14 protein-coding genes are annotated in these 18,919 nt (G+C 42.8%); 12 read left to right on the top strand and 2 right to left on the bottom strand.

Annotation, left to right across the window (positions count from 1 at the left end):
* Positions 1-15: 15 nt before the first annotated feature.
* From AEQ18_RS03970 to AEQ18_RS03930, 9 genes are all read left to right on the top strand, one after another.
* Entirely contained in the window at positions 16-852 is an 837-nt protein-coding gene (locus AEQ18_RS03970; RefSeq protein WP_054115072.1) for a carbohydrate ABC transporter permease, read from the top strand.
* Between the two features lie 4 nt (positions 853-856).
* Positions 857-1,267: a hypothetical protein gene (locus tag AEQ18_RS03965; protein ID WP_054115071.1), complete on the top strand. Its 411-nt coding sequence runs from the start codon at positions 857-859 to the stop codon at positions 1,265-1,267.
* Between the two features lie 12 nt (positions 1,268-1,279).
* Complete coding sequence (locus AEQ18_RS03960; protein ID WP_054115070.1) at positions 1,280-3,073, top strand: glycoside hydrolase family 2 protein; 1,794 nt, start codon at positions 1,280-1,282, stop codon at positions 3,071-3,073.
* 29 nt (positions 3,074-3,102) lie between these two features.
* On the top strand, positions 3,103-4,509 hold the full coding sequence (locus AEQ18_RS03955) for a glycoside hydrolase family 43 protein (RefSeq protein ID WP_054115069.1): 1,407 nt from the start codon (positions 3,103-3,105) through the stop codon (positions 4,507-4,509).
* A gap of 4 nt (positions 4,510-4,513) precedes the next feature.
* The gene (locus AEQ18_RS03950; RefSeq protein ID WP_054115068.1) at positions 4,514-6,289 is read left to right on the top strand and encodes a glycoside hydrolase family 2 protein; all 1,776 of its coding nucleotides are present in this window, start codon (positions 4,514-4,516) and stop codon (positions 6,287-6,289) included.
* Between the two features lie 150 nt (positions 6,290-6,439).
* Positions 6,440-7,375, top strand: a complete 936-nt coding sequence (locus AEQ18_RS03945) for an alpha/beta fold hydrolase (protein ID WP_054115067.1) — start codon at positions 6,440-6,442, stop codon at positions 7,373-7,375.
* Between the two features lie 116 nt (positions 7,376-7,491).
* On the top strand, positions 7,492-8,571 hold the full coding sequence (serC, locus tag AEQ18_RS03940; protein WP_054115066.1) for a 3-phosphoserine/phosphohydroxythreonine transaminase: 1,080 nt from the start codon (positions 7,492-7,494) through the stop codon (positions 8,569-8,571).
* A complete protein-coding gene (locus tag AEQ18_RS03935) occupies positions 8,572-9,756 on the top strand; it encodes a phosphoglycerate dehydrogenase (protein WP_054115065.1) in 1,185 nt (394 codons plus the stop codon).
* Positions 9,756-10,979 carry a DUF1015 domain-containing protein gene (locus tag AEQ18_RS03930; protein WP_054115064.1) on the top strand — a complete coding sequence of 408 codons (1,224 nt, stop codon included), beginning with the start codon at positions 9,756-9,758 and terminating at the stop codon, positions 10,977-10,979. Before AEQ18_RS03935 ends, AEQ18_RS03930 begins: the two co-directional genes overlap by 1 nt.
* Positions 10,980-11,070: 91 nt before the next feature.
* Here the strand turns inward: AEQ18_RS03930 and AEQ18_RS03925 are convergent, their stop codons facing one another.
* Entirely contained in the window at positions 11,071-12,423 is a 1,353-nt protein-coding gene (locus AEQ18_RS03925) for an Nramp family divalent metal transporter (protein WP_054115063.1), read from the bottom strand.
* Positions 12,424-12,580: 157 nt separating this feature from the next.
* Positions 12,581-14,920, bottom strand: coding sequence for an ABC transporter ATP-binding protein/permease (locus tag AEQ18_RS03920; protein ID WP_054115062.1), 2,340 nt, complete (start codon positions 14,918-14,920; stop codon positions 12,581-12,583).
* Positions 14,921-15,060: 140 nt separating this feature from the next.
* Between AEQ18_RS03920 and AEQ18_RS03915 the strand changes: the two genes are divergently transcribed.
* From AEQ18_RS03915 to AEQ18_RS03905, 3 genes are all read left to right on the top strand, one after another.
* Complete coding sequence (locus tag AEQ18_RS03915; protein WP_054115061.1) at positions 15,061-15,516, top strand: MarR family winged helix-turn-helix transcriptional regulator; 456 nt, start codon at positions 15,061-15,063, stop codon at positions 15,514-15,516.
* Positions 15,517-15,703: 187 nt separating this feature from the next.
* Entirely contained in the window at positions 15,704-17,494 is a 1,791-nt protein-coding gene (locus AEQ18_RS03910) for a glycoside hydrolase family 13 protein (RefSeq protein WP_054115060.1), read from the top strand.
* Positions 17,495-17,799: 305 nt separating this feature from the next.
* Positions 17,800-18,852: an aspartate-semialdehyde dehydrogenase gene (locus tag AEQ18_RS03905; RefSeq protein ID WP_054115059.1), complete on the top strand. Its 1,053-nt coding sequence runs from the start codon at positions 17,800-17,802 to the stop codon at positions 18,850-18,852.
* The last annotated feature ends 67 nt before the right edge of the window (positions 18,853-18,919 follow it).

Genomic DNA, 18,919 nt, shown 5'->3' with positions numbered 1-18,919 from the left:
AGGAGGTCCAAGCGTATGAAAAAAAGAACAATTTCATCAGTTGTTGCGTTTATATTTCTTATCATCATGGCAGCGATTTGGCTCGTGCCTTTATTGTATGGTGTATTGACTTCATTCAAGTCAGAGATGGAGCTGATGACTGCTGGTTTTAAAATTTTACCCATTGAATGGGTCTTGACCAACTATACCGAGTTATTAGTCAATAATACCAGTACGCCGCTTGTTAAGTGGTTCATGAATTCAATGTTTATATCAGTCAGCCACACCTTGTTGGTATTGGTTGTTGTTTCCTTTTCGGCTTTCGCTTATAGCCGATTGCAATTTAGAGGCAAAAATGTATTATTTTCTTTTTTACTGGCAACGATGATGTTTCCTTCAGTGGTGAATTTGATTCCCCTCTATAAAATCGTAGATATTTTTGGATGGGTCAACACACCTTTGGCCATGATCGTTCCGGGCGCTGCTGGCGTCTTCAATATTTTCTTAGTCAAGCAATTTATGGACAATATCCCCAAAGATTTTGATGAAGCTGCCCAAATTGATGGTGCAGGTGACTTGACCATTTTTATGCGAATCATCTTGCCATTGATCAAGCCAGTACTACTTGTTGTTGCTTTATTCTCATTTACGGGCTCTTGGAATGATTTCTTGTGGCCATCAATTGTGTTTAATGATATCGAGAAAATGCCGATCACTTCTGGCTTGCAGTTGTTGCAAGGTATGTACCAAGCCCAACCAACGCTCTTGATGGCAGGCGCATTGATTGCCATTATTCCAACGTTTCTACTATACTTATTTGCCCAAAAATACTTCTTGCAATCGATGTCTTTATCGGTTGGCGTGAAAGGATAAGACAATGTGCAGAAAAATGGAACAGCGTTTGGTGCTGATCATGGGGATTTGGCAAATCATTGACGGCTTGATCACGATCATTTTTTATGGGTTAGGAAACCAATTGAATCTCTTTGGATTCAATAGTGGGAATGTGACTTACTTGAAGCAGTTAGATGCAACATATGGCAATATCTTTTTGTTTGTCAGTAGTTTTGGCGTTGTGCTGATTGGTTTGGGACTCGTCAACATTCTACTGAGTAAAAAATATATCAAAGATGATCAAATCCATTTTAGGATGGGCATGTACATCATGATTCAGAGCTTGCTCTCTTATTTTATTTTGGACTTTATTAGTTTGATTTTAGGCATGACCGCAGGTGTCTTGTTGATTGCCAAAAATAAATCGATTCGATTGAAAAAAAAGCTGGCATAAGAGGAGGTAATTATGAACAGAACAGAATATCCAAGACCACAATTTGTCCGCGATAAGTGGACAAACTTAAATGGTGAATGGTTATTTATGTACGATGACCAAAATGTAGGTGTGGAAAATAAATGGCAGGACGACCCATCTCATTACCAGAAAACCATCCAAGTACCTTTTGTCTACCAAAGTGCGGAAAGTGGCATTGGTGATCGTACCCCACATGATATTGTGTGGTATATGCGGGAGTTTGAGGTGTCTTACAGCAAGCACGAACGAGTGTTGCTGCATTTTGGTGCTGTGGACTATGAAGCGGACATCTATATCAATGGACAACATGTCAAAAATCATATCGGTGGGCATACATCATTCGAGGTGGATATCACGCACCAGTTGCTTGACGGTGGTCCGCAGCGGGTAGCGGTTCGTGCTTACGATCGGCACGATGATGAGAGTACACCTCGCGGGAAACAATTTTGGGAAGCGGAATCCGCAGCGATTTGGTACACCAATTCTACCGGTATTTGGCAAACTGTCTGGTTAGAAGTGGTCCAAGATAGTTATTTGCAAAAAACAAAGTTAGTTCCACGATTTGATGCGGGGAAAATCGCCATCACTGCTGAAGTGAATCAGGTGATCAGTGATTTATCTTTGGCTTATGAGATTACATTTGGAGAGACTGCTATTGCAGCAGGTACTGCTGTGTTCACTGAAGCAAAAGTTGTCTTCGAAGTCGAATTGTTTCAAGAACATATTTTCAGGACGAATTTTCATAACAATGGTTGGTCCTGGACGCCAGAGAACCCTCAACTTTTCGATATCCGATTTACACTCAAACAAAAAGATAGATGTCTCGACACGGTGAACAGTTATTTTGGTATGCGGAAAATCCATACTGAAAACGGGATGGTTTACTTAAACAATAAGCCATATTATCAAAAATTGGTGTTAGACCAAGGCTATTGGCCAAGCGGATTGTTGACTGCACCAACAGATGAAGCGTTCCAACAAGACATCTTGCTGGCGAAAGAAATGGGCTTCAATGGTTGTCGCAAACATCAGAAAACCGAAGATCCACGCTTTTTATACTGGGCGGATCGGTTAGGCTTTCTTGTCTGGGGGGAATGTGCAGCACCAGCGATTTATAATGAACGATCCGTCTCTCGCTTGATGCATGAATGGACGGAGATCATTGATCGTGACAGCAATCACCCCTCGATCGTGACGTGGGTGCCAATCAATGAGAGCTGGGGTGTACCGGCGATTGGCCATGATCGCCAACAACAACATTTTTCGCAAGCCATGTATCATTATATCCATTCGATAGATCCAACGCGCTTGGTCATCTCAAATGATGGTTGGGCGATGACTGAAACGGATATATGCGCGCTGCATAATTACAGCCATGGTACAAAAGAAGAACCTGAGAAGTATGACTATTTCAAAAAAACACTAAGCACAAGAGAAAATCTGGTGTCGAGAATGACATCTGCCTGGCCTGTGTTTGCCAAAGGATTTGCTTATCAAGATCAACCTATCTTATTGACTGAGTTTGGCGGTATCGGTTTTGATGTGTCTGGGCAACCAGGATGGGGGTATACCTCTGCAGACAATGAAACAGACTTCTTGAAAGACTATCAACGCATCATGACTGCAGTCTATCAATCGGTCGGTCTTTGGGGTTATTGCTATACGCAGATCACTGATGTTGAACAAGAAATCAATGGCTTATTGACCTATGACCGTCAGCCAAAAGTACCATTAGCGGCGATCAAAAAAATCAATGACCAATTTCACGCCCCTCAAGTCGATTAGTCCAAAACAAGGACAAAAGGAGAGAGTGAATGAAGAAAAGAGGGTTTGTATGGTTGTGCATGTGCGGCGCTGCGTGGGTTTTGAGTGGTTGCGGACATGCTGCGACCCAAAGGACAGTTGTGGAAGATTTCACACCGATTATCGACAATGATGGTGCAGATCCTTGGATCTTGCAGACAGATGATGTCTACTATTATACGAAAACCACTGGCAATAATCTTACACTTTGGCGCTCAGAACAGTTGACGGATGTTGCTGCTGGCGAAGAAAAAGTGATCTGGGAAATGCCGGCGGATCTTGAGAATATTTGGGCACCTGAACTCCATTTTATAGAAGGACAATGGATCGTCTATTTTGCCGCCAATAAACCTTCAGAAACCCATCGAATGTATGCCCTCATCAATGATCAAACAGATCCTTACTCAGGTGAATGGGTGTTGAAAGCTGTGGATGGCATGGATGACACATTTGCCATTGACGGAACGGTGTTGACGTTAGGGGACGCCAACTACTTCATTTGGTCTGGTTGGGCAGGATATGAAAATGTGGCCCAAAATATTTATATCGCAGCAATGACCTCACCGACGTCAGTTCAGGGAGAAAAGCAGCTGATTTCTGCACCAGAGTATGCGTGGGAAATGAAGCAGACACCTTTGATCAACGAGGCACCGCAAGTCATCATCAAAGAGAATACTGTCAATTTGGTCTATTCTGGCAGCGGCAGTTGGGACAATGATTATGCCTTGGGTTTGCTGACAATGGCGACCGATGCAGATCCATTGGTCAAAGACAATTGGCAAAAAGAAACTGAACCCATCTTTCAGCAGACGGACGCAGTATTTGGTCCTGGTCATAACGGATTTGCCAAATCAAAGGATGGTACAGAAGATTGGTTGATTTATCATGCTGCCCGATGGGATCATTCTGGTTGGGCGCGGTCGATCCGGCTGCAGTCTTTTACGTGGGATGAAGCGGGCAAACTAGTGATAGATCAGCCGCTGGGAGATGGAGAAACACAAACGTTGCCTGCTGGTGAGCCAAGCCGATTACGTTTAGCAGCGAAAGATGCTGTCGCAACAGGAGATCTCACAACGATCGCCGATGAGACTGCCCTTACGAAGCAGATTGTTTCTGGCTTTGAGTCAACAAATGATCGGTTGACTTTCCAAGCAAAAATTGATCAAACCGGTGATTATACAGTGATTGCTTATGTCAAATCACCTGAGTATCTGACGCTATCTGCGCCAATACAATTCAACATGGGCAGCAAAGAAGAGGTAAAAACACTATTGGTGCCGCCATCTCAGTATTATCAGCCCATCCAAGTACGATTTTCCTTAGTAGAAGGAAGCGAAGAAATCATCTTATCATCCGAAATTGGGGTCGATACAGTGCAAGTCGACCGCTTGGAAATTATTCAAATAGACGAGGAGTAACTTTATGACAATCGATCGCAGTACACATCCACGCCCACAATTTATCCGAAAGGATTGGGCTTCACTTGATGGCAAATGGGATTTTGCTTTTGATGATGAAAACAAAGGCAAAAGAAACAATTGGTTTCAAGGGTTTGAGCCACAACACAAGATTCAAGTGCCTTTTACATATGAAACTGAGGCAAGTGGCATTCATGAGGAGAACCATCATCAAATTTTATGGTATCAAACAACCTTTCAAGCACAGGCCGATCAGCCAATAACACTTCATTTTGAAGGGGTAGACTACGTAACAGAAGTCTGGGTCAATGGACAAAAAATTGGCCGAAATCAAGGTGCATATAGCCGCTTTTCATTTTTGGTCGACAGTGAATTATGTAATGGAGACAATCGCTTGGTTCTTCGGGTAGAAGATTCATTGGCCACAGATCAACCACGTGGCAAACAGCGCTGGTTGAAAGATAATTTTGGTTGCTGGTACGTACAGACCACTGGGATCTGGAAATCAGTTTGGCTTGAAAATACGCCGACCCAGTATTTAGATCGTGTGAAAGTCACGCCCGCTTTCGATCAGGATCAAATGATTTTTGAGCCGCAAGTGAAGCATCGGGGAAGCTACAGGACAGTATCGGAAGAAAAGCTGTCTTTAGAAATCAAGTTGCTTTTTGATGGGTTATTAGTCAGTCAATCAATCACTGCATTGACGCATGACAATGCGCCCATTGCGTTGGATACGAGAGTTCGAGAAGACGCTTGTTGGGGGACTAAAGTATGGCACCCGCATCATCCAGATTTATATGATATCGAATACCGATTGCTTGATGAAAACATGCAAGTGATTGATGAAGTCCATAGCTATTGCGGCATGCGCAAAATAGCGATCGAAGAAGGGCAGATTCTATTAAACAACGAAAAACTTTATCAACGCTTGATTCTGGATCAAGGTTACTGGCCGGAATCTGGCATCACACCGCCTTCGATCGACGCAATGAAAACTGACTTAGCACGTATACTTGAAATGGGGTATAACGGATTAAGAAAACATCAGAAAATTGAAGATGAGCGTTTCTTATACTTATGCGATCAAATGGGGTTGTTGGTTTGGGTTGAAATGCCCTCGACGTATACCTTCAACGATACAGCAATCCAGAATCTGACAAAAGAATGGACATCGATCGTGTGGCAGCATTATAATCATCCTTCTGTCATTACTTGGGTGCCATTTAATGAGTCTTGGGGCATCAAAGGTATCCATTCGTTGGTGAAACCGCAACAACTGACAGAAAGTATCTATCACTTGACCAAAGCAATCGATAGTCAACGACCAGTCATCACGAATGACGGCTGGGAGCATACAGTTTCTGATATTTTGACATTACATGATTATGAAGAAGTAGGCGAGCGATTCAGTCAGCGCTATGCAGACAAAGAAGCGATCGTTACCAACCAGCAAATGTTCAACAACGATTGGTTTGCTTTTGCCCATGGCTATCACTATAATGGGCAACCAGTGATCATTTCTGAGTTTGGTGGAATCGCGTTTACGACCGACTCTGATGAAGATTGGGGGTACGGCAACCAAGTCAAAGATGATGCAGCCTTTATGGCAAGATTCGATGCCATCCACCAAGCAATCCAAGATTTGCCTTATGTCACAGGCTATTGCTATACCCAACTGACAGATGTCGAGCAAGAAGTCAACGGTCTATTAGATCCTCAAAGAGCACCTAAAGTTGATCTGGCGGCAATCAAAAAAATCAATCAACGCCGTATAAAATAGAGACGAATTTATAGTATTTGTCGAAGAAAGCTGAGAATCATATGGATTCTCAGTTTTCTTTTTTTGTGAAAAAACAATTGACCTATTGCGCACTGCGAAAACTATGTATAATAAAGTCAACATACAATACAAAGATGGAAGAGGTGCCAAATGAATCCTTTAAGAGAGTCTATCCAGTCGTCAAATGGACAAGATACATTGCATATCCTGTCTTGGATCCCAGAAGAAGAACCCATCGCTGTGGTACAACTGATTCATGGAATGATTGAACACATTGCCCGTTACGATGATTTTGCCCATTACTTGGTTTCTTTAGGGTATGTCGTGATTGGTCATGATCATTTAGGTCATGGTGAAACGGTCAAGGTGAAAGAGAAGTATGGCCATTTTGGAGAGGTTGATGGTGCGGACTTCTTGGTTGCGGATTGCGGCCTGATCCATCAATTAGCTGCTGAAAGATATCCTAGATGTCCGTATTTCATTTTAGGTCACAGTATGGGATCCCTGATTTTGCGCAATTATCTTTTTCAACAGCCGAAACCTTTAAACGGGGCAATCATTATGGGTACAACGATGGAGCCAGCAGCCTTGATGAAGAGTGGACAATTCGTGACACGAATGTTGAGACCCTTTGCAAAACAAGACTGGCCGTATCGTGTGATGGATCAAATGGTGTTTGGCAAACACAATCAGCGTTTCAGACCGAATCGGACAAAAAAAGACTGGTTATCTAGTGACGTGTCACAAGTAGATACCTATTTACGAGATCCTCATACGCAATTTCATTTTTCTTTGTCAGCTTATAGAGATTTATTTGTGCTGACGGAAACTGCTAGTGCGTCAAAAAATCTCCGTAAAATCGATCCTCGATTGCCATTGCTTTTGATCTCTGGCGACCAAGATCCCGTCGGGCATTACGGGAAAAGTGTGCGACAATTAGCAAAACAACTGGAAGGGAATGCTGACGTGACGATGTATTTGCTGGAAAATGGCCGACATGAAATTTTAAATGAGAAACAAAAAGACATTGTGTATGGGGAAGTCGCAAGATGGTTGTCAGTAAAACGCTGTAATGACGAACGTTAAGGAATTGCTAGTTTTTTCTGAAAATTCCAATTCATTTTTTCTTTTAAGGGTTCTTTCATCCAAGGTTATCTGTTATAATAATTTTCACATCTAACAATAAAGGAGAGATTTTTTGTATGACTGTTTATAATTTTTCAGCTGGTCCCGCCGTATTGCCCCGCACTGTATTGGAAAAAGCACAATCCGAACTTTTGGATTATCGTAACAGTGGGATGTCCGTGATGGAGCTGAGTCATCGATCCTCCTTATTTGAAGAAATCATTCAAGATGCTGAAAACTTGCTTCGTGAATTAATGGCTATTCCCGAAAACTACCAAGTATTGTTCTTACAAGGTGGTGCAAGTTTACAATTCAGCACAATTCCTTTGAACTTAGCTCGCCATAAAAAGGCGTTGTATGTCAACACTGGATCTTGGTCACAAAAAGCGATCGAAGCAGCGCAACAGATTGCAGACGTAACTGTTGACGTGATTGCTTCGAGTGAAGACAAGCAATTTTCGTATATTCCTGACATCGATCCATCTTCTATCGATCAAGATGCTGCATATCTACACATCACGACCAATAACACGATCGAAGGCACTGCGTTTCAGACGATTCCAAATGCTGGGACTGTTCCGGTCGTTGCAGATATGTCTTCTAATATCCTGGCCAATGATTATCAGGTGGAAGATTTTGGTTTGATCTATGCAGGTGCCCAAAAGAATATTGGTCCAGCAGGATTGACGGTTGTGATCATCCGTGATGATCTGCTAAATGATGAGGCCATTTTTGTGCCAATGTTGGATTACCGTCTACAAGCCAAAAATGATTCATTATATAATACGCCGCCAACGTATGCCATTTACATCGCCAAATTGGTGTTTGAATGGTTGCAGGAACTCGGTGGTGTCAAAGAAATCCTAGCACAAGACCGCCAAAAAGCAGCGTTGCTTTACCAAGCAATTGAGAAATCAACATTGTTTAGCAGTCCGGTTGCTGAAGATAGCCGCTCATTAACGAATATTCCATTCGTTACTGGCGATAAGGAATTAGATCGCCTGTTCAATGAACAAGCTGTCAAAGCTGGTTTTGAGAATTTGAAAGGGCACCGTTCTGTTGGCGGTATGCGTGCCAGTCTATACAACGCCTTCCCTATCGAGGGTGTTCAAGCGCTAGTTGATTTTATGCAAGCATTCGAAGCGGAGGTCAAATAAATGTTTCAAATCAAAACATTCAACGCGATTGCACCCGAAGGTTTACAACGATTAGAAGAAGCAAATTACGCGATCAACCAGAGTGAGCAGCCAGAAGGGATTCTTTTGCGCAGCCAAAAATTACATGACTACGATTTTCCTGAAAGTGTACTGGGGGTTGCTAGAGCGGGTGCCGGCACCAATAATATTCCTGTTGAGGCATGTACAGAAAAAGGGATTGTTGTCTTCAACACACCTGGAGCCAATGCCAATGCTGTCAAAGAATTGGTGGTTGCCAGCTTGCTGTTAAGCGTTCGCCCGATCATTCAAGGGGCGCAATGGGTCCAAACGCTAAGTGGACACAATGTGGAAGAACAAGCAGAAGCCAACAAAAGTCAGTTTGCTGGAACAGAATTAGAAGGAAAAAAATTAGGCATCATTGGTTTAGGGTCGATTGGTGCAATGGTAGCCAACGATGCGTACCGTTTAGGGATGGAAGTCGTCGGGTACGATCCTTATGTTTCTGTAGATACTGCATGGACGATTTCTCGACGTGTCAAACGTGCCAATGATATCGCAGAAGTATTTTCAACCTGTGATTTCATCACAGTGCATGTGCCTTTGATGGAAAACACACGTGGGTTGATTGGTGCAGCTGAAATCAGCAAGATGAAACCTACAACGAAGATTTTTAATTTTTCGCGGAAAGAAATCGTTGATACAGACGCCATCTTACAAGCATTGCAAGAAAATCGGTTGGCCGGTTATACGACAGATTTTGCGGATGAACAATTGCTGCACAACGAAAAAGTTCTGGTATTGCCGCATTTAGGTGCTTCGACTGAAGAAGCAGAAGTCAACTGTGCCAAAATGGCTGCTAGAACGTTAAAGAAGTTTTTGGAATTCGGGACCATCAAACGGTCAGTCAATTTTCCTACCGTTGAAATGGCCTTCCGTTCACCTTATCGAATCACGATCATCAACCGAAATGTGCCAAATATGCTCGGGCAAATTTCTTCGATCATCGCCGAAAGTGGGATCAATATCGACAATATGTTAAATCGTGGGCGGGATGACTATGCCTATACACTGGTTGACGTCGACTCTGAGGACAAAGACTTATTGCAGGCGTTGGCAGGGAAGTTACGAGACAATGAAAATATTATTCGGGTGCGGGTCATCCAAAACCAGGAGGCTGGTTATTAATGGTGAAAGTCTATCCTTTTAAAGCGATTCGGCCACAAGCAGCATTGGCGGCACAAGTCGCAGAGTTGCCTTACGATGTGGTCAATTCTCAAGAAGCGGCCGCTTATGCTGCGGACAACCCGTACAGCTATTTTCATATCGATCGTTCAGAAATTGATTTGCCAGGTGTAGATCCCTATGAGCCAAAGGTTTACCAAAAAGCGGCGGACAATTTGACGGCCTTTAAGGATGCAGGCTGGCTTGTGCAAGATGAACAACCTGCGTATTATTTGTATCAATTGACTATGGATGGGCGCAGTCAAACTGGATTGGTGGTTTGTACATCGATCGATGATTATATTTCTGGTCAAATCAAGAAACATGAATTTACCCGACCGGAAAAAGAAATTGACCGTATCAACCATGTCTTAGCGTGCGATGCCAATACAAGCCCGATTTTTTTGAGTTACCGTCAACCGGCTGCTTTGAAAGAACAAATCGATGCGTGGCAAGCAGCGCATCCACCAATCTATGACTTTGCTAGTTACCATGATGTTCAGCATCGCGTGTGGCTGGTGGATGATCCAGCATTGTTGGAGATCATAAGCGGCGCCTTTGCCGATGTGGATGCATTGTATATTGCTGATGGCCATCATCGTACAGAATCAGCGGTGAAAGTTGGACTGCAAAAACGTGAAGCTGGCCAAAGCAGCGTGGAAAGTGAACGATTCCTGTCTATTTTGTTTCCTGAAAATGAATTAGCGATTTGGGAGTACAATCGTGTGTTGCGATATTCTGTACCAGAAAACTTTTTTGAGGATTTGTCTGTCAACTTCACAATCAAGCAGACAACGGACAAAAAACCAGCGCAAGCAGGTACGATCCATCTCTATCTTGATCATCAATGGTGGGCATTGACGATCAAGCCATCGGCTGTTCCAACGGATGCAGTTGGGCGTCTAGATGTTTCTTTGCTGCAGACTTATATTTTAGAAGCAATTTTCGGCATCAAAGATATTCGTACCGACAAAGGGATTGACTTTGTTGGCGGGATTCGCGGGCCAGAGGAGTTGGAGCGTTTGGTGGATAGCGGTGATTGGTCGTTAGCATTCTCGATGTATCCGACACAAATGAGTGACTTGCTGGCTGTAGCAGACGCCGGCGAAATCATGCCGCCTAAATCAACCTGGTTTGAGCCCAAATTATTGAGCGGGTTGTTCCTGCATGACTTAGAAACCAAATAAAATTGAATCGCTAAAAAAGATACCTTAGAGACAGATCGTGTCTAAGGTATCTTTCTTTTGTAGTCAATATAACAGGAGTTTTTATCTTGTGTTAGAACAATCCTGCCAGTGTATCGATGATTAGCCGTGCGTTCAAGATCGTCAAAGCAATCACACAAATCCATCCTAAGACAGACACCCATAAAGGATTTTTGAAGCGATCGCCCATGATTTTTTTAGAGCTGGTGAACAAGACCAATGGGATCATCGAAACCGGAAGGGCTACACTGAGAAATACTTGTGAATAAATCAATAGACTATCCAGCGATTGTTCATTACCGCCGAAATAAATCGTACATAGCAGTACGGGAATGACAGATAAGCTGCGGGTGATCAAGCGTCTGGCCCAGGTAGGAATCTTCATGTGAATAAAGCCTTCCATCACGACTTGGCCGGTCAGCGTACCAGTGATCGTCGAGTTTTGGCCAGAAGCCAAAAGGGCAACTGCAAACAAGACGCTTAATACAGGACTTGCGACAGCCCCCGCGATCGTGGAGTTTTGCAAGGCATCAAAGAGTGCAGAGAAGGTACCAACTTCTTCGCTATGCCCGAAAAAGAGGGCACTCCCTAAAATCAACAGCAGACAATTGACCAAAAAAGCAGCGGACAATTGAATATTTGAATCCCAAGTGGCAAAACGAACCGCTGTAGCTACTTCTCCTTGGTTTTGTCGGTCGATTTTTCTGGATTGCGATATCGACGAATGCAAGTATAGATTGTGGGGCATGACAGTGGCACCAACGATGCCTAAGGCCATCGTTAATTGCCCGTGGTTCAATACTTCTTTTTGAGGAATGAAGCCTTGTAGTACGTCAGGCATATTTGGTTGTGCGATCGCTACTTCATACAAAAAGACCAACATGATCACCAATATCAAGGTCATGACAATCGCTTCGATTTTTCTGAATCCTAATTTCATCAAGAACAAAAGCAATAACACATCGAAAATCGTTAAGATGACACCTATCAGCAAGGGGATCCCAAAAAGCAGGTTCAAGGCAATGGCACCACCGATGACCTCGGCGATATCAGTGGCCATGATCGCCAGTTCCGTGACGATCCACAAAACAAATCCCAGTCCTTTGCTGGTATGTTTGCGGGTCGCTTGGGCTAAATCCATCTGTGTGACGATCCCTAGTTTTGCAGCCATATATTGCAAGAGCATAGCAATCAGACTCGAAATCAGAATCACGGACAGCAGCAAATACCCATATTCGGCACCGCCACCGATGGAAGTGATCCAATTACCTGGATCCATGTAGCCGACAGCGACTAATGCGCCTGGACCTGAAAAAGCCAGTAAATTGCGCCAAAAATTACCGTTTTTTGGAATGGTGACTGTATTGTTTATTTCTTCTAAGCTAGGCCCGTTGGCTGCTTGGATCAATTTTTTTTCTTCATTCATTCTTTCACACCCAATCTTTTTAGGTATACCTAAAATCAAATCAATTGTAGTCCTCATTTATGAAAATATCAAGTGAAAATAACTGAAAAACCATAATAATTTAAAATGGCAAAAAAAAAACCACACAGCAGGATGTGTGGTCGAGTAACGTTATCGTTTAATCGGCACGTAAAGCGATAGCGGCATCTTTTTTGGCTGCCATCCGTGCAGGAATGTGTCCGCCGATCATGGTCAAAACAGTGCTGACGACGATCAAAATCAATCCGTGAAGTGGATTTAATTGGGCCACATTTTCTAAATCTGTCATATTGTATAAAACAGCATTGATTGGGAAAGTTGCCAACCATGCGATGAAGACACCTAATGCGCCGGAGGCGATACCTAAAATACACGTTTCAGCATCGAAGACACGAGTAATATCTTTTTTACGCGCACCCAATGCCTTTAGTACACCGATTTCTTTGGTTCGTTCTAAGACGGAAGTATAGGTGATGATCCCGATCATGATCATGCTAGTGACCAATGAAATACCAGCAAAGGCAATCAATACATACGTGATGGCATCCATCAATCCACCTGTTAATTGGGTCATCGTCCCTGCTAAGTCAGAGTAGACGATTTGATCTTCGCTGTCTTTTCCTTCGTTGTAAGCATCCAAGTAATCTAGGATTTTTTCTTTGGCATTGAAGTCATTTGGATAGATCATAATGCTGTTTGGAATATCGCTGCCGCCAAGATAAGCAATCAATGAATCTTTGGTACTATCATCAACTGGTTCATTGGTCATCACGTTTGTATCGCTGTCTTCTTGTGCTTGTACGATAGCTGAATCTTGGTTTTCCTTGATGACTTCTTGGGCCAAAGTATCGCTATAAGCAATCCCAGTTGAGAGCAAGTTCATCGTTGAGTTTTGCTTGATGCGTAAAATTCCGCTGATCGTTAATTCTTTGTTGCTGTCATTTTCATATACGGCATCTAAATCTTGGTTAGGAATGAAGTTGCCGGTAGGTAATTCCGTATAGTAGGCATCATTTGTCGCTAAAGTGATTGTTGTGCCGACTACATCATCAAAGTTTACAGTGTCGCCATCTTCGATATCAAAGCCAAGATTGATCAAGGCGTTGACATTGGTGACATTGTTTTCATCTACGATCAATACAACGTCTGTGCTAGCACTTGGATAACGACCATCTAAAAGATCATAATTGTCTTCTAAGAAATTGCCATTGCCTTCAGACAGTTGCTCAGGAAATGTAGATACACCAATTCCTGTTGAAGCACTCATCGCACTCATCATGGTGCTGGTTTGGTCATTGTCTGCAGAAGCATTTGAAAAGCTGACTTGTTCAACCGTATCATCGATTTTACGGAATAGGTTCAATGAAGTAGAACGGGTATAGCCGATGTTGTTGCTTAGTTCAGGGTCGATATCATTGATATAGTCAATAAAATCTTGGTCAATATTGTTGATGTGTGTGGCACGATCAGCATCACTTAATTTTGCTGTGATTTCTTTATCTGCCGGAAACTCTTCTTTTGGGGTACGGGTAAGAGCTGTTGGATCTTGTTCTGTCGCGACTTGTGAAATCGTGATTGGGAAACGGGACAATGTTTCAGATTGTGTATCGTCGATTTGTTTTTGGAAGCCAGTCGATAAGGCGAGTACGATGGCAATCCCGATAATCCCAATACTTGAAGCGAAAGCGGTCAAGAATGTCCGGCCTTTTTTGGTGCGGATATTATTGAAAGACAGGCGCAATGCAGTCATAAAGCTCATTTTTGTATGCTTTAAGTGGAACTGGTCCTTCTTTTGTCCTTCAACATGAGGGTTGGAGTCGTGAACGATTCGCCCATCTTTAAATTCAATGATACGACCAGCATATTTATTGGCCAATTCAGGGTTATGCGTCACCATGATGACGAGTTTTTCTTTCGACAATTCTTGGATCAATTCCATGATTTGCACGCTGGTTTCGGAGTCCAAAGCGCCTGTTGGTTCATCACACAATAAAATGTCTGGGTCATTGGCCAATGCCCGGGCGATAGCCACACGCTGCATTTGTCCGCCAGAAAGTTGATTTGGCTTTTTGTGCATATGATCCGCAAGGCCCACACGTGTCAGCGCATCAGAAGCTTTGGCTCTTTTTTCTTCCTTTGATACGCCGCTCAATGTCATCCCAAGTTCCACATTGTCAATAATGCCTAAATGGCTGATCAAGTTATAACTTTGGAAGACAAAGCCGATGGAATTGTTTCGGTAAGCATCCCAGTCTCGGTCTTTAAAGGATTTTGTTGATTTTCCGTTGATGACCATATCACCAGAATCATAATTGTCTAAGCCGCCGATCACATTCAACATGGTGGTTTTTCCGGAACCGCTGGGGCCTAAAATGGCCACGAATTCTTGTTTACGGAAAGAAACAGATACACCGTCTAAGGCTTTGGTGGTACTTGAACCTACCGTATAATACTTTTTAATGTCTTTTAATTCTAACATGCTGTCACTCTTTTCTTGCTGTTTTCACAACTTTTTTCATCCTGTATCCACGCTATCACAATGGTTAACAAAAATCAACGATTATCATTGTTTAATTGAAAGATTTATACTAAACTAAAAGATAGAAGAGAGGGAGCAAGATGGAGAAACAAATCGGGGAATTCAATATTGCTGTGTTTGCAGAGATTTTTTCATTGATGGGAAACATATTATTTGAAGAAATCGGGTTAGAGGATTTAAAATTGACAAAAATGGAAATGCTGGAGCTGGTGATCATTTCCAGTAATGAAGGGTTGACCATGTCTGAACTGGCGAACCAAATTGGTACATCGAAAGTTCAAATCAGCCGTTCTGTATCTGGTTTGGAAAAAGATGGTTTTGTGCATCGTGAAACCAACGGGCTGAATCGACGGAATGTCAACGTCTATCTTGATGAAGCGGGCAGACAATTGTTTGTCCAAAAGAAGCAGCAAGTCGAAGAACGTTTGAATAGTAAAGCGGCTGAAATGTCTCAGGAGGATTACAACCAGTTAACAGATGCCTTAAGCGATGCCGTTCGATTGTTGCGCAAGTATAATATTTTGAAGCGTCCATAAACAAGCGGCTTGAGATTGATTTGTCAAAGCAATCGATTGCTTGGTTGTTTTTATTCGATGGCGGGTACATCGATTATATAGTTAAAAAACAAGAGATAAACGAAAGCAACCGATTGCGTTTATCTCTTGTTTTTGTGCAGATATTGTGGGAGAATGGAAGCAACAAAACAATCAAAAGGAGATCTGTATGAATACAACTGCTATTTACCATCGTCCCGAAAGCGAATTTGCTTATTTATATGAAAAAAACCAGATGCATATCCGTCTACGCACTGCCCGCCAAGATATCCGCCATGTCCAATTGTTGTGCGGTGATCCGTATACGCTTTATAAAGAAGCGTGGTATCAAAAGAGAATCCCAATGGAAAAAGTATTGTCAACAGACTTGCATGATTATTGGCAAGTATCTGTCGGTGCGGAGTTCCGTCGCTTGGCTTATGGCTTTTCCATTGAGAGTTTTGACGGGTTACATGTTTTTTATGGGGACCATGGGGTCTATCCCTTTGAAGAACAATATTTAGAAATGAACAACAACTACTTCCGGATGCCTTATTTTCAAGAAGCTGACCGTTTCAAAGTACCTGAATGGGCCAAAGAAACTGTGTGGTATCAAATTTTTCCAGAGCGTTTTGCAAATGGTGATCCATCTAATGACCCTGAAGGAGTTTTGCCTTGGGGATCGAAAAATCCTGATCGACAAGATTTCTTCGGCGGTGATTTGCAAGGGGTCATCGATCATTTGGATTATTTGGTCGATCTTGGGATCAACGGCATTTATTTCTGTCCTATTTTTGAAGCTTATTCCAACCACAAATATGATACGATTGATTATTTGGCGATCGATCCTGCCTTTGGAGACAACGATACCTTTAAACGACTGGTAGAGGCGTGCCACAAACGTGGTATCAAAGTGATGCTGGATGCCGTGTTCAATCACATGGGGGATACCTCTCACCAGTGGTTAGATGTCATCAAGAATGGGCAAGACTCACCCTTTGCCGACTGGTTCCATATCAATGAATTTCCTGTTGATTACAAAGAAGGGGAGAACTTTGAAGATGCCTACGATATTACGTATGACGTATTTGCTTTTACCCCGCATATGCCAAAATTAAACACAGAGAACCCAGACGTTCAGGCGTATTTGTTGAATATTGCCCGTTACTGGATCGAAGAATTTGATATTGACGCATGGCGATTAGATGTCGCAAATGAAGTCAGCCATTCCTTCTGGAAAAAATTCCGACAAGTCTGTGACAATGCAAAAGATGATTTTTATATTCTCGGTGAGATATGGCACTCATCACAACGTTGGCTGCAAGGCGATGAATTCCATGCTGTCATGAATTATGCCTATACTGATGCGATCATTGAGTTCTTTGTCAAAGACGAGATCTCCATGACCAAAATGGTATCGGAATTGAACAATCAGCTGATGCTCTACCGGGAACAAACCAATCAAGTCCAATTTAATATCCTAGACTCTCATGATACCCCGCGTATTTTGACGCTGGCACAAGGGGATAAAGATTTGATGCGGCAAGTCATGGCCTTTATGTATCTCCAACAAGGGGTTCCTTGTTTGTATTATGGAGATGAAATCGGCTTGACTGGAGATATGGATCCTGACTGTCGAAAATGTATGATATGGGAAGAAGAGAAACAAGACCGCGACTTGCTGAATTTTACAAAGAATCTAATCAGCATTCGCAAAGAAAATCAAAAGGTCCTGTCTGAAGGGGCCCTGCATTGGAATTGGGTTTCAGAAGATGATGGATTGATTATTTTTGAAAGAGAATTAGAGGCGCAGCGCATCATCGGTATTTTTAATACCGGCGATGAGCAAATCACTTTATCTAAACCAGAAAATGTTCTGTTGCAGCAATTTATGCAAGAGGAAGAAGAAATCATCGTGATTGATAAAAAAGGGTTTGCGATCGCTAAAGCCGATCAAGAAGATACTATCGAAAAAGAATAGAGTAAAAATGAGGCAAGATTCCCGTGGAATCTTGCCTCATTTAAGTTATTGGGTTTTTTTAATTTCCCCATGCACGTTGGAAAGAATCTTCCCCAAAATTCCTTCTGCGGCTATTATAGCCTATAACATATGAATGTGACAAATGATATCTATTCAGAATGAGTGGGTTTTTTGAAAAAAAGTGCGAATTGCTGAAAATTCTGATGATTCACAACATTTTTCATTGCTTCTTTCATAAAGGTCTTTTCTTTTTTGAGGGATATGATAAACTAGGGAAAATAGTTGAATATTTGAGGAGTGATTTGATGAGTACAGGGTATCACGTAGCGGTTGTTGGCGCGACGGGCGCAGTTGGCACAAAAATGATTGAGATGTTGGAGCGAACCACGCTGCCTATTCAAACGATCACATTATTGGCGTCTAAACGCTCTGCTGGCAAGACCCTTGTGTTCAATAATCAACCTATTGTTATTGAAGAATTGACCCCAGACTCTTTTGAAGGGATTGACATTGCGTTGTTCAGCGCTGGCGGGGGGATCTCCAAAGTCTATGCACCAGAAGCTGTCAAACGCGGGGCTGTTGTTATTGACAATACCAGTCATTTTCGTATGGATCCTGAAGTGCCTTTAGTGGTGCCGGAAGTCAATGCCCACGCACTGGCGCGGCACAAAGGCATCATTGCCAATCCCAACTGCTCAACGATTCAAATGATGGTCGCTTTAGAACCGATTCGGCAAAAAGTTGGGTTGAAACGGTTGATCGTTTCAACATATCAAGCTGTCTCTGGTGCGGGTGCCAAGGCCTTGGCTGAGTTGGCGCAAGAATCAGCAGATTTATTGGCGGGCAAGCAGCCAGAAGAATTGAATCCAGAGATTTTACCAGCTGGAAGCGACAAAAAACATTATCCGATCGCTTTCAATGCGTTGCCGCAGATCGATGTCTTTGCTGAAGACGATTATACGTATGAAGAGTGGAAAATGATCAATGAAACCAAAAAGATCATGGAAGATGAGACGATCCAAGTGGCAGCCACTTGTGTGCGCATCCCGGTATTTAGCGGCCATTCTGAATCGGTGTACATTGAAACAGCTGACCATGCCGATGTCGCTGCGGTCAAGCAGTGGATCAGCGAAGCACCCGGCGCGGTCTTGCAAGATGATCCGAGTCAGCAAATCTATCCTCAAGCCTTAAACAGTGTGGGGAAAACAGAGACCTTCGTTGGGCGGATCCGCAAAGATTTAGATGTAGCCAATGGTTTGCATTTATGGGTGGTTTCTGATAACTTGCTCAAAGGTGCAGCCTGGAACTCTGTACAAATCGCCGAAACCTTGCACCAACAAGGTTTGGTCCATGTGTAAACCATAAGAATTTCGGAAAAAGTGTGGTGAATGCCACGCTTTTCTTTTTTTTGTTGTATAATAGAAA

The sequence above is a fragment of the Enterococcus sp. RIT-PI-f genome, from assembly GCF_001297065.1.
Taxonomy (GTDB): domain Bacteria; phylum Bacillota; class Bacilli; order Lactobacillales; family Enterococcaceae; genus Enterococcus_D.
The sequence above is the reverse complement of the archived record's forward strand: the minus strand, read 5'-3'. Positions and strand labels throughout refer to the sequence as shown.

Bases quoted from the DNA above. Each gene is read 5' to 3' on its own strand.
- AEQ18_RS03905 (WP_054115059.1), top strand. From the start codon at position 17,800: ATGAGTACAGGGTATCACGTAGCGGTTGTTGGCGCGACGGGCGCAGTT.
- AEQ18_RS03910 (WP_054115060.1), top strand. From the start codon at position 15,704: ATGAATACAACTGCTATTTACCATCGTCCCGAAAGCGAATTTGCTTAT.
- AEQ18_RS03915 (WP_054115061.1), top strand. From the start codon at position 15,061: ATGGAGAAACAAATCGGGGAATTCAATATTGCTGTGTTTGCAGAGATT.
- serC (WP_054115066.1), top strand. From the start codon at position 7,492: ATGACTGTTTATAATTTTTCAGCTGGTCCCGCCGTATTGCCCCGCACT.
- AEQ18_RS03965 (WP_054115071.1), top strand. From the start codon at position 857: ATGTGCAGAAAAATGGAACAGCGTTTGGTGCTGATCATGGGGATTTGG.
- AEQ18_RS03930 (WP_054115064.1), top strand. From the start codon at position 9,756: ATGGTGAAAGTCTATCCTTTTAAAGCGATTCGGCCACAAGCAGCATTG.
- AEQ18_RS03955 (WP_054115069.1), top strand. From the start codon at position 3,103: ATGAAGAAAAGAGGGTTTGTATGGTTGTGCATGTGCGGCGCTGCGTGG.
- AEQ18_RS03925 (WP_054115063.1), bottom strand. From the start codon at position 12,423: ATGAATGAAGAAAAAAAATTGATCCAAGCAGCCAACGGGCCTAGCTTA.
- AEQ18_RS03920 (WP_054115062.1), bottom strand. From the start codon at position 14,920: ATGTTAGAATTAAAAGACATTAAAAAGTATTATACGGTAGGTTCAAGT.
- AEQ18_RS03970 (WP_054115072.1), top strand. From the start codon at position 16: ATGAAAAAAAGAACAATTTCATCAGTTGTTGCGTTTATATTTCTTATC.
- AEQ18_RS03945 (WP_054115067.1), top strand. From the start codon at position 6,440: ATGAATCCTTTAAGAGAGTCTATCCAGTCGTCAAATGGACAAGATACA.
- AEQ18_RS03950 (WP_054115068.1), top strand. From the start codon at position 4,514: ATGACAATCGATCGCAGTACACATCCACGCCCACAATTTATCCGAAAG.
- AEQ18_RS03960 (WP_054115070.1), top strand. From the start codon at position 1,280: ATGAACAGAACAGAATATCCAAGACCACAATTTGTCCGCGATAAGTGG.
- AEQ18_RS03935 (WP_054115065.1), top strand. From the start codon at position 8,572: ATGTTTCAAATCAAAACATTCAACGCGATTGCACCCGAAGGTTTACAA.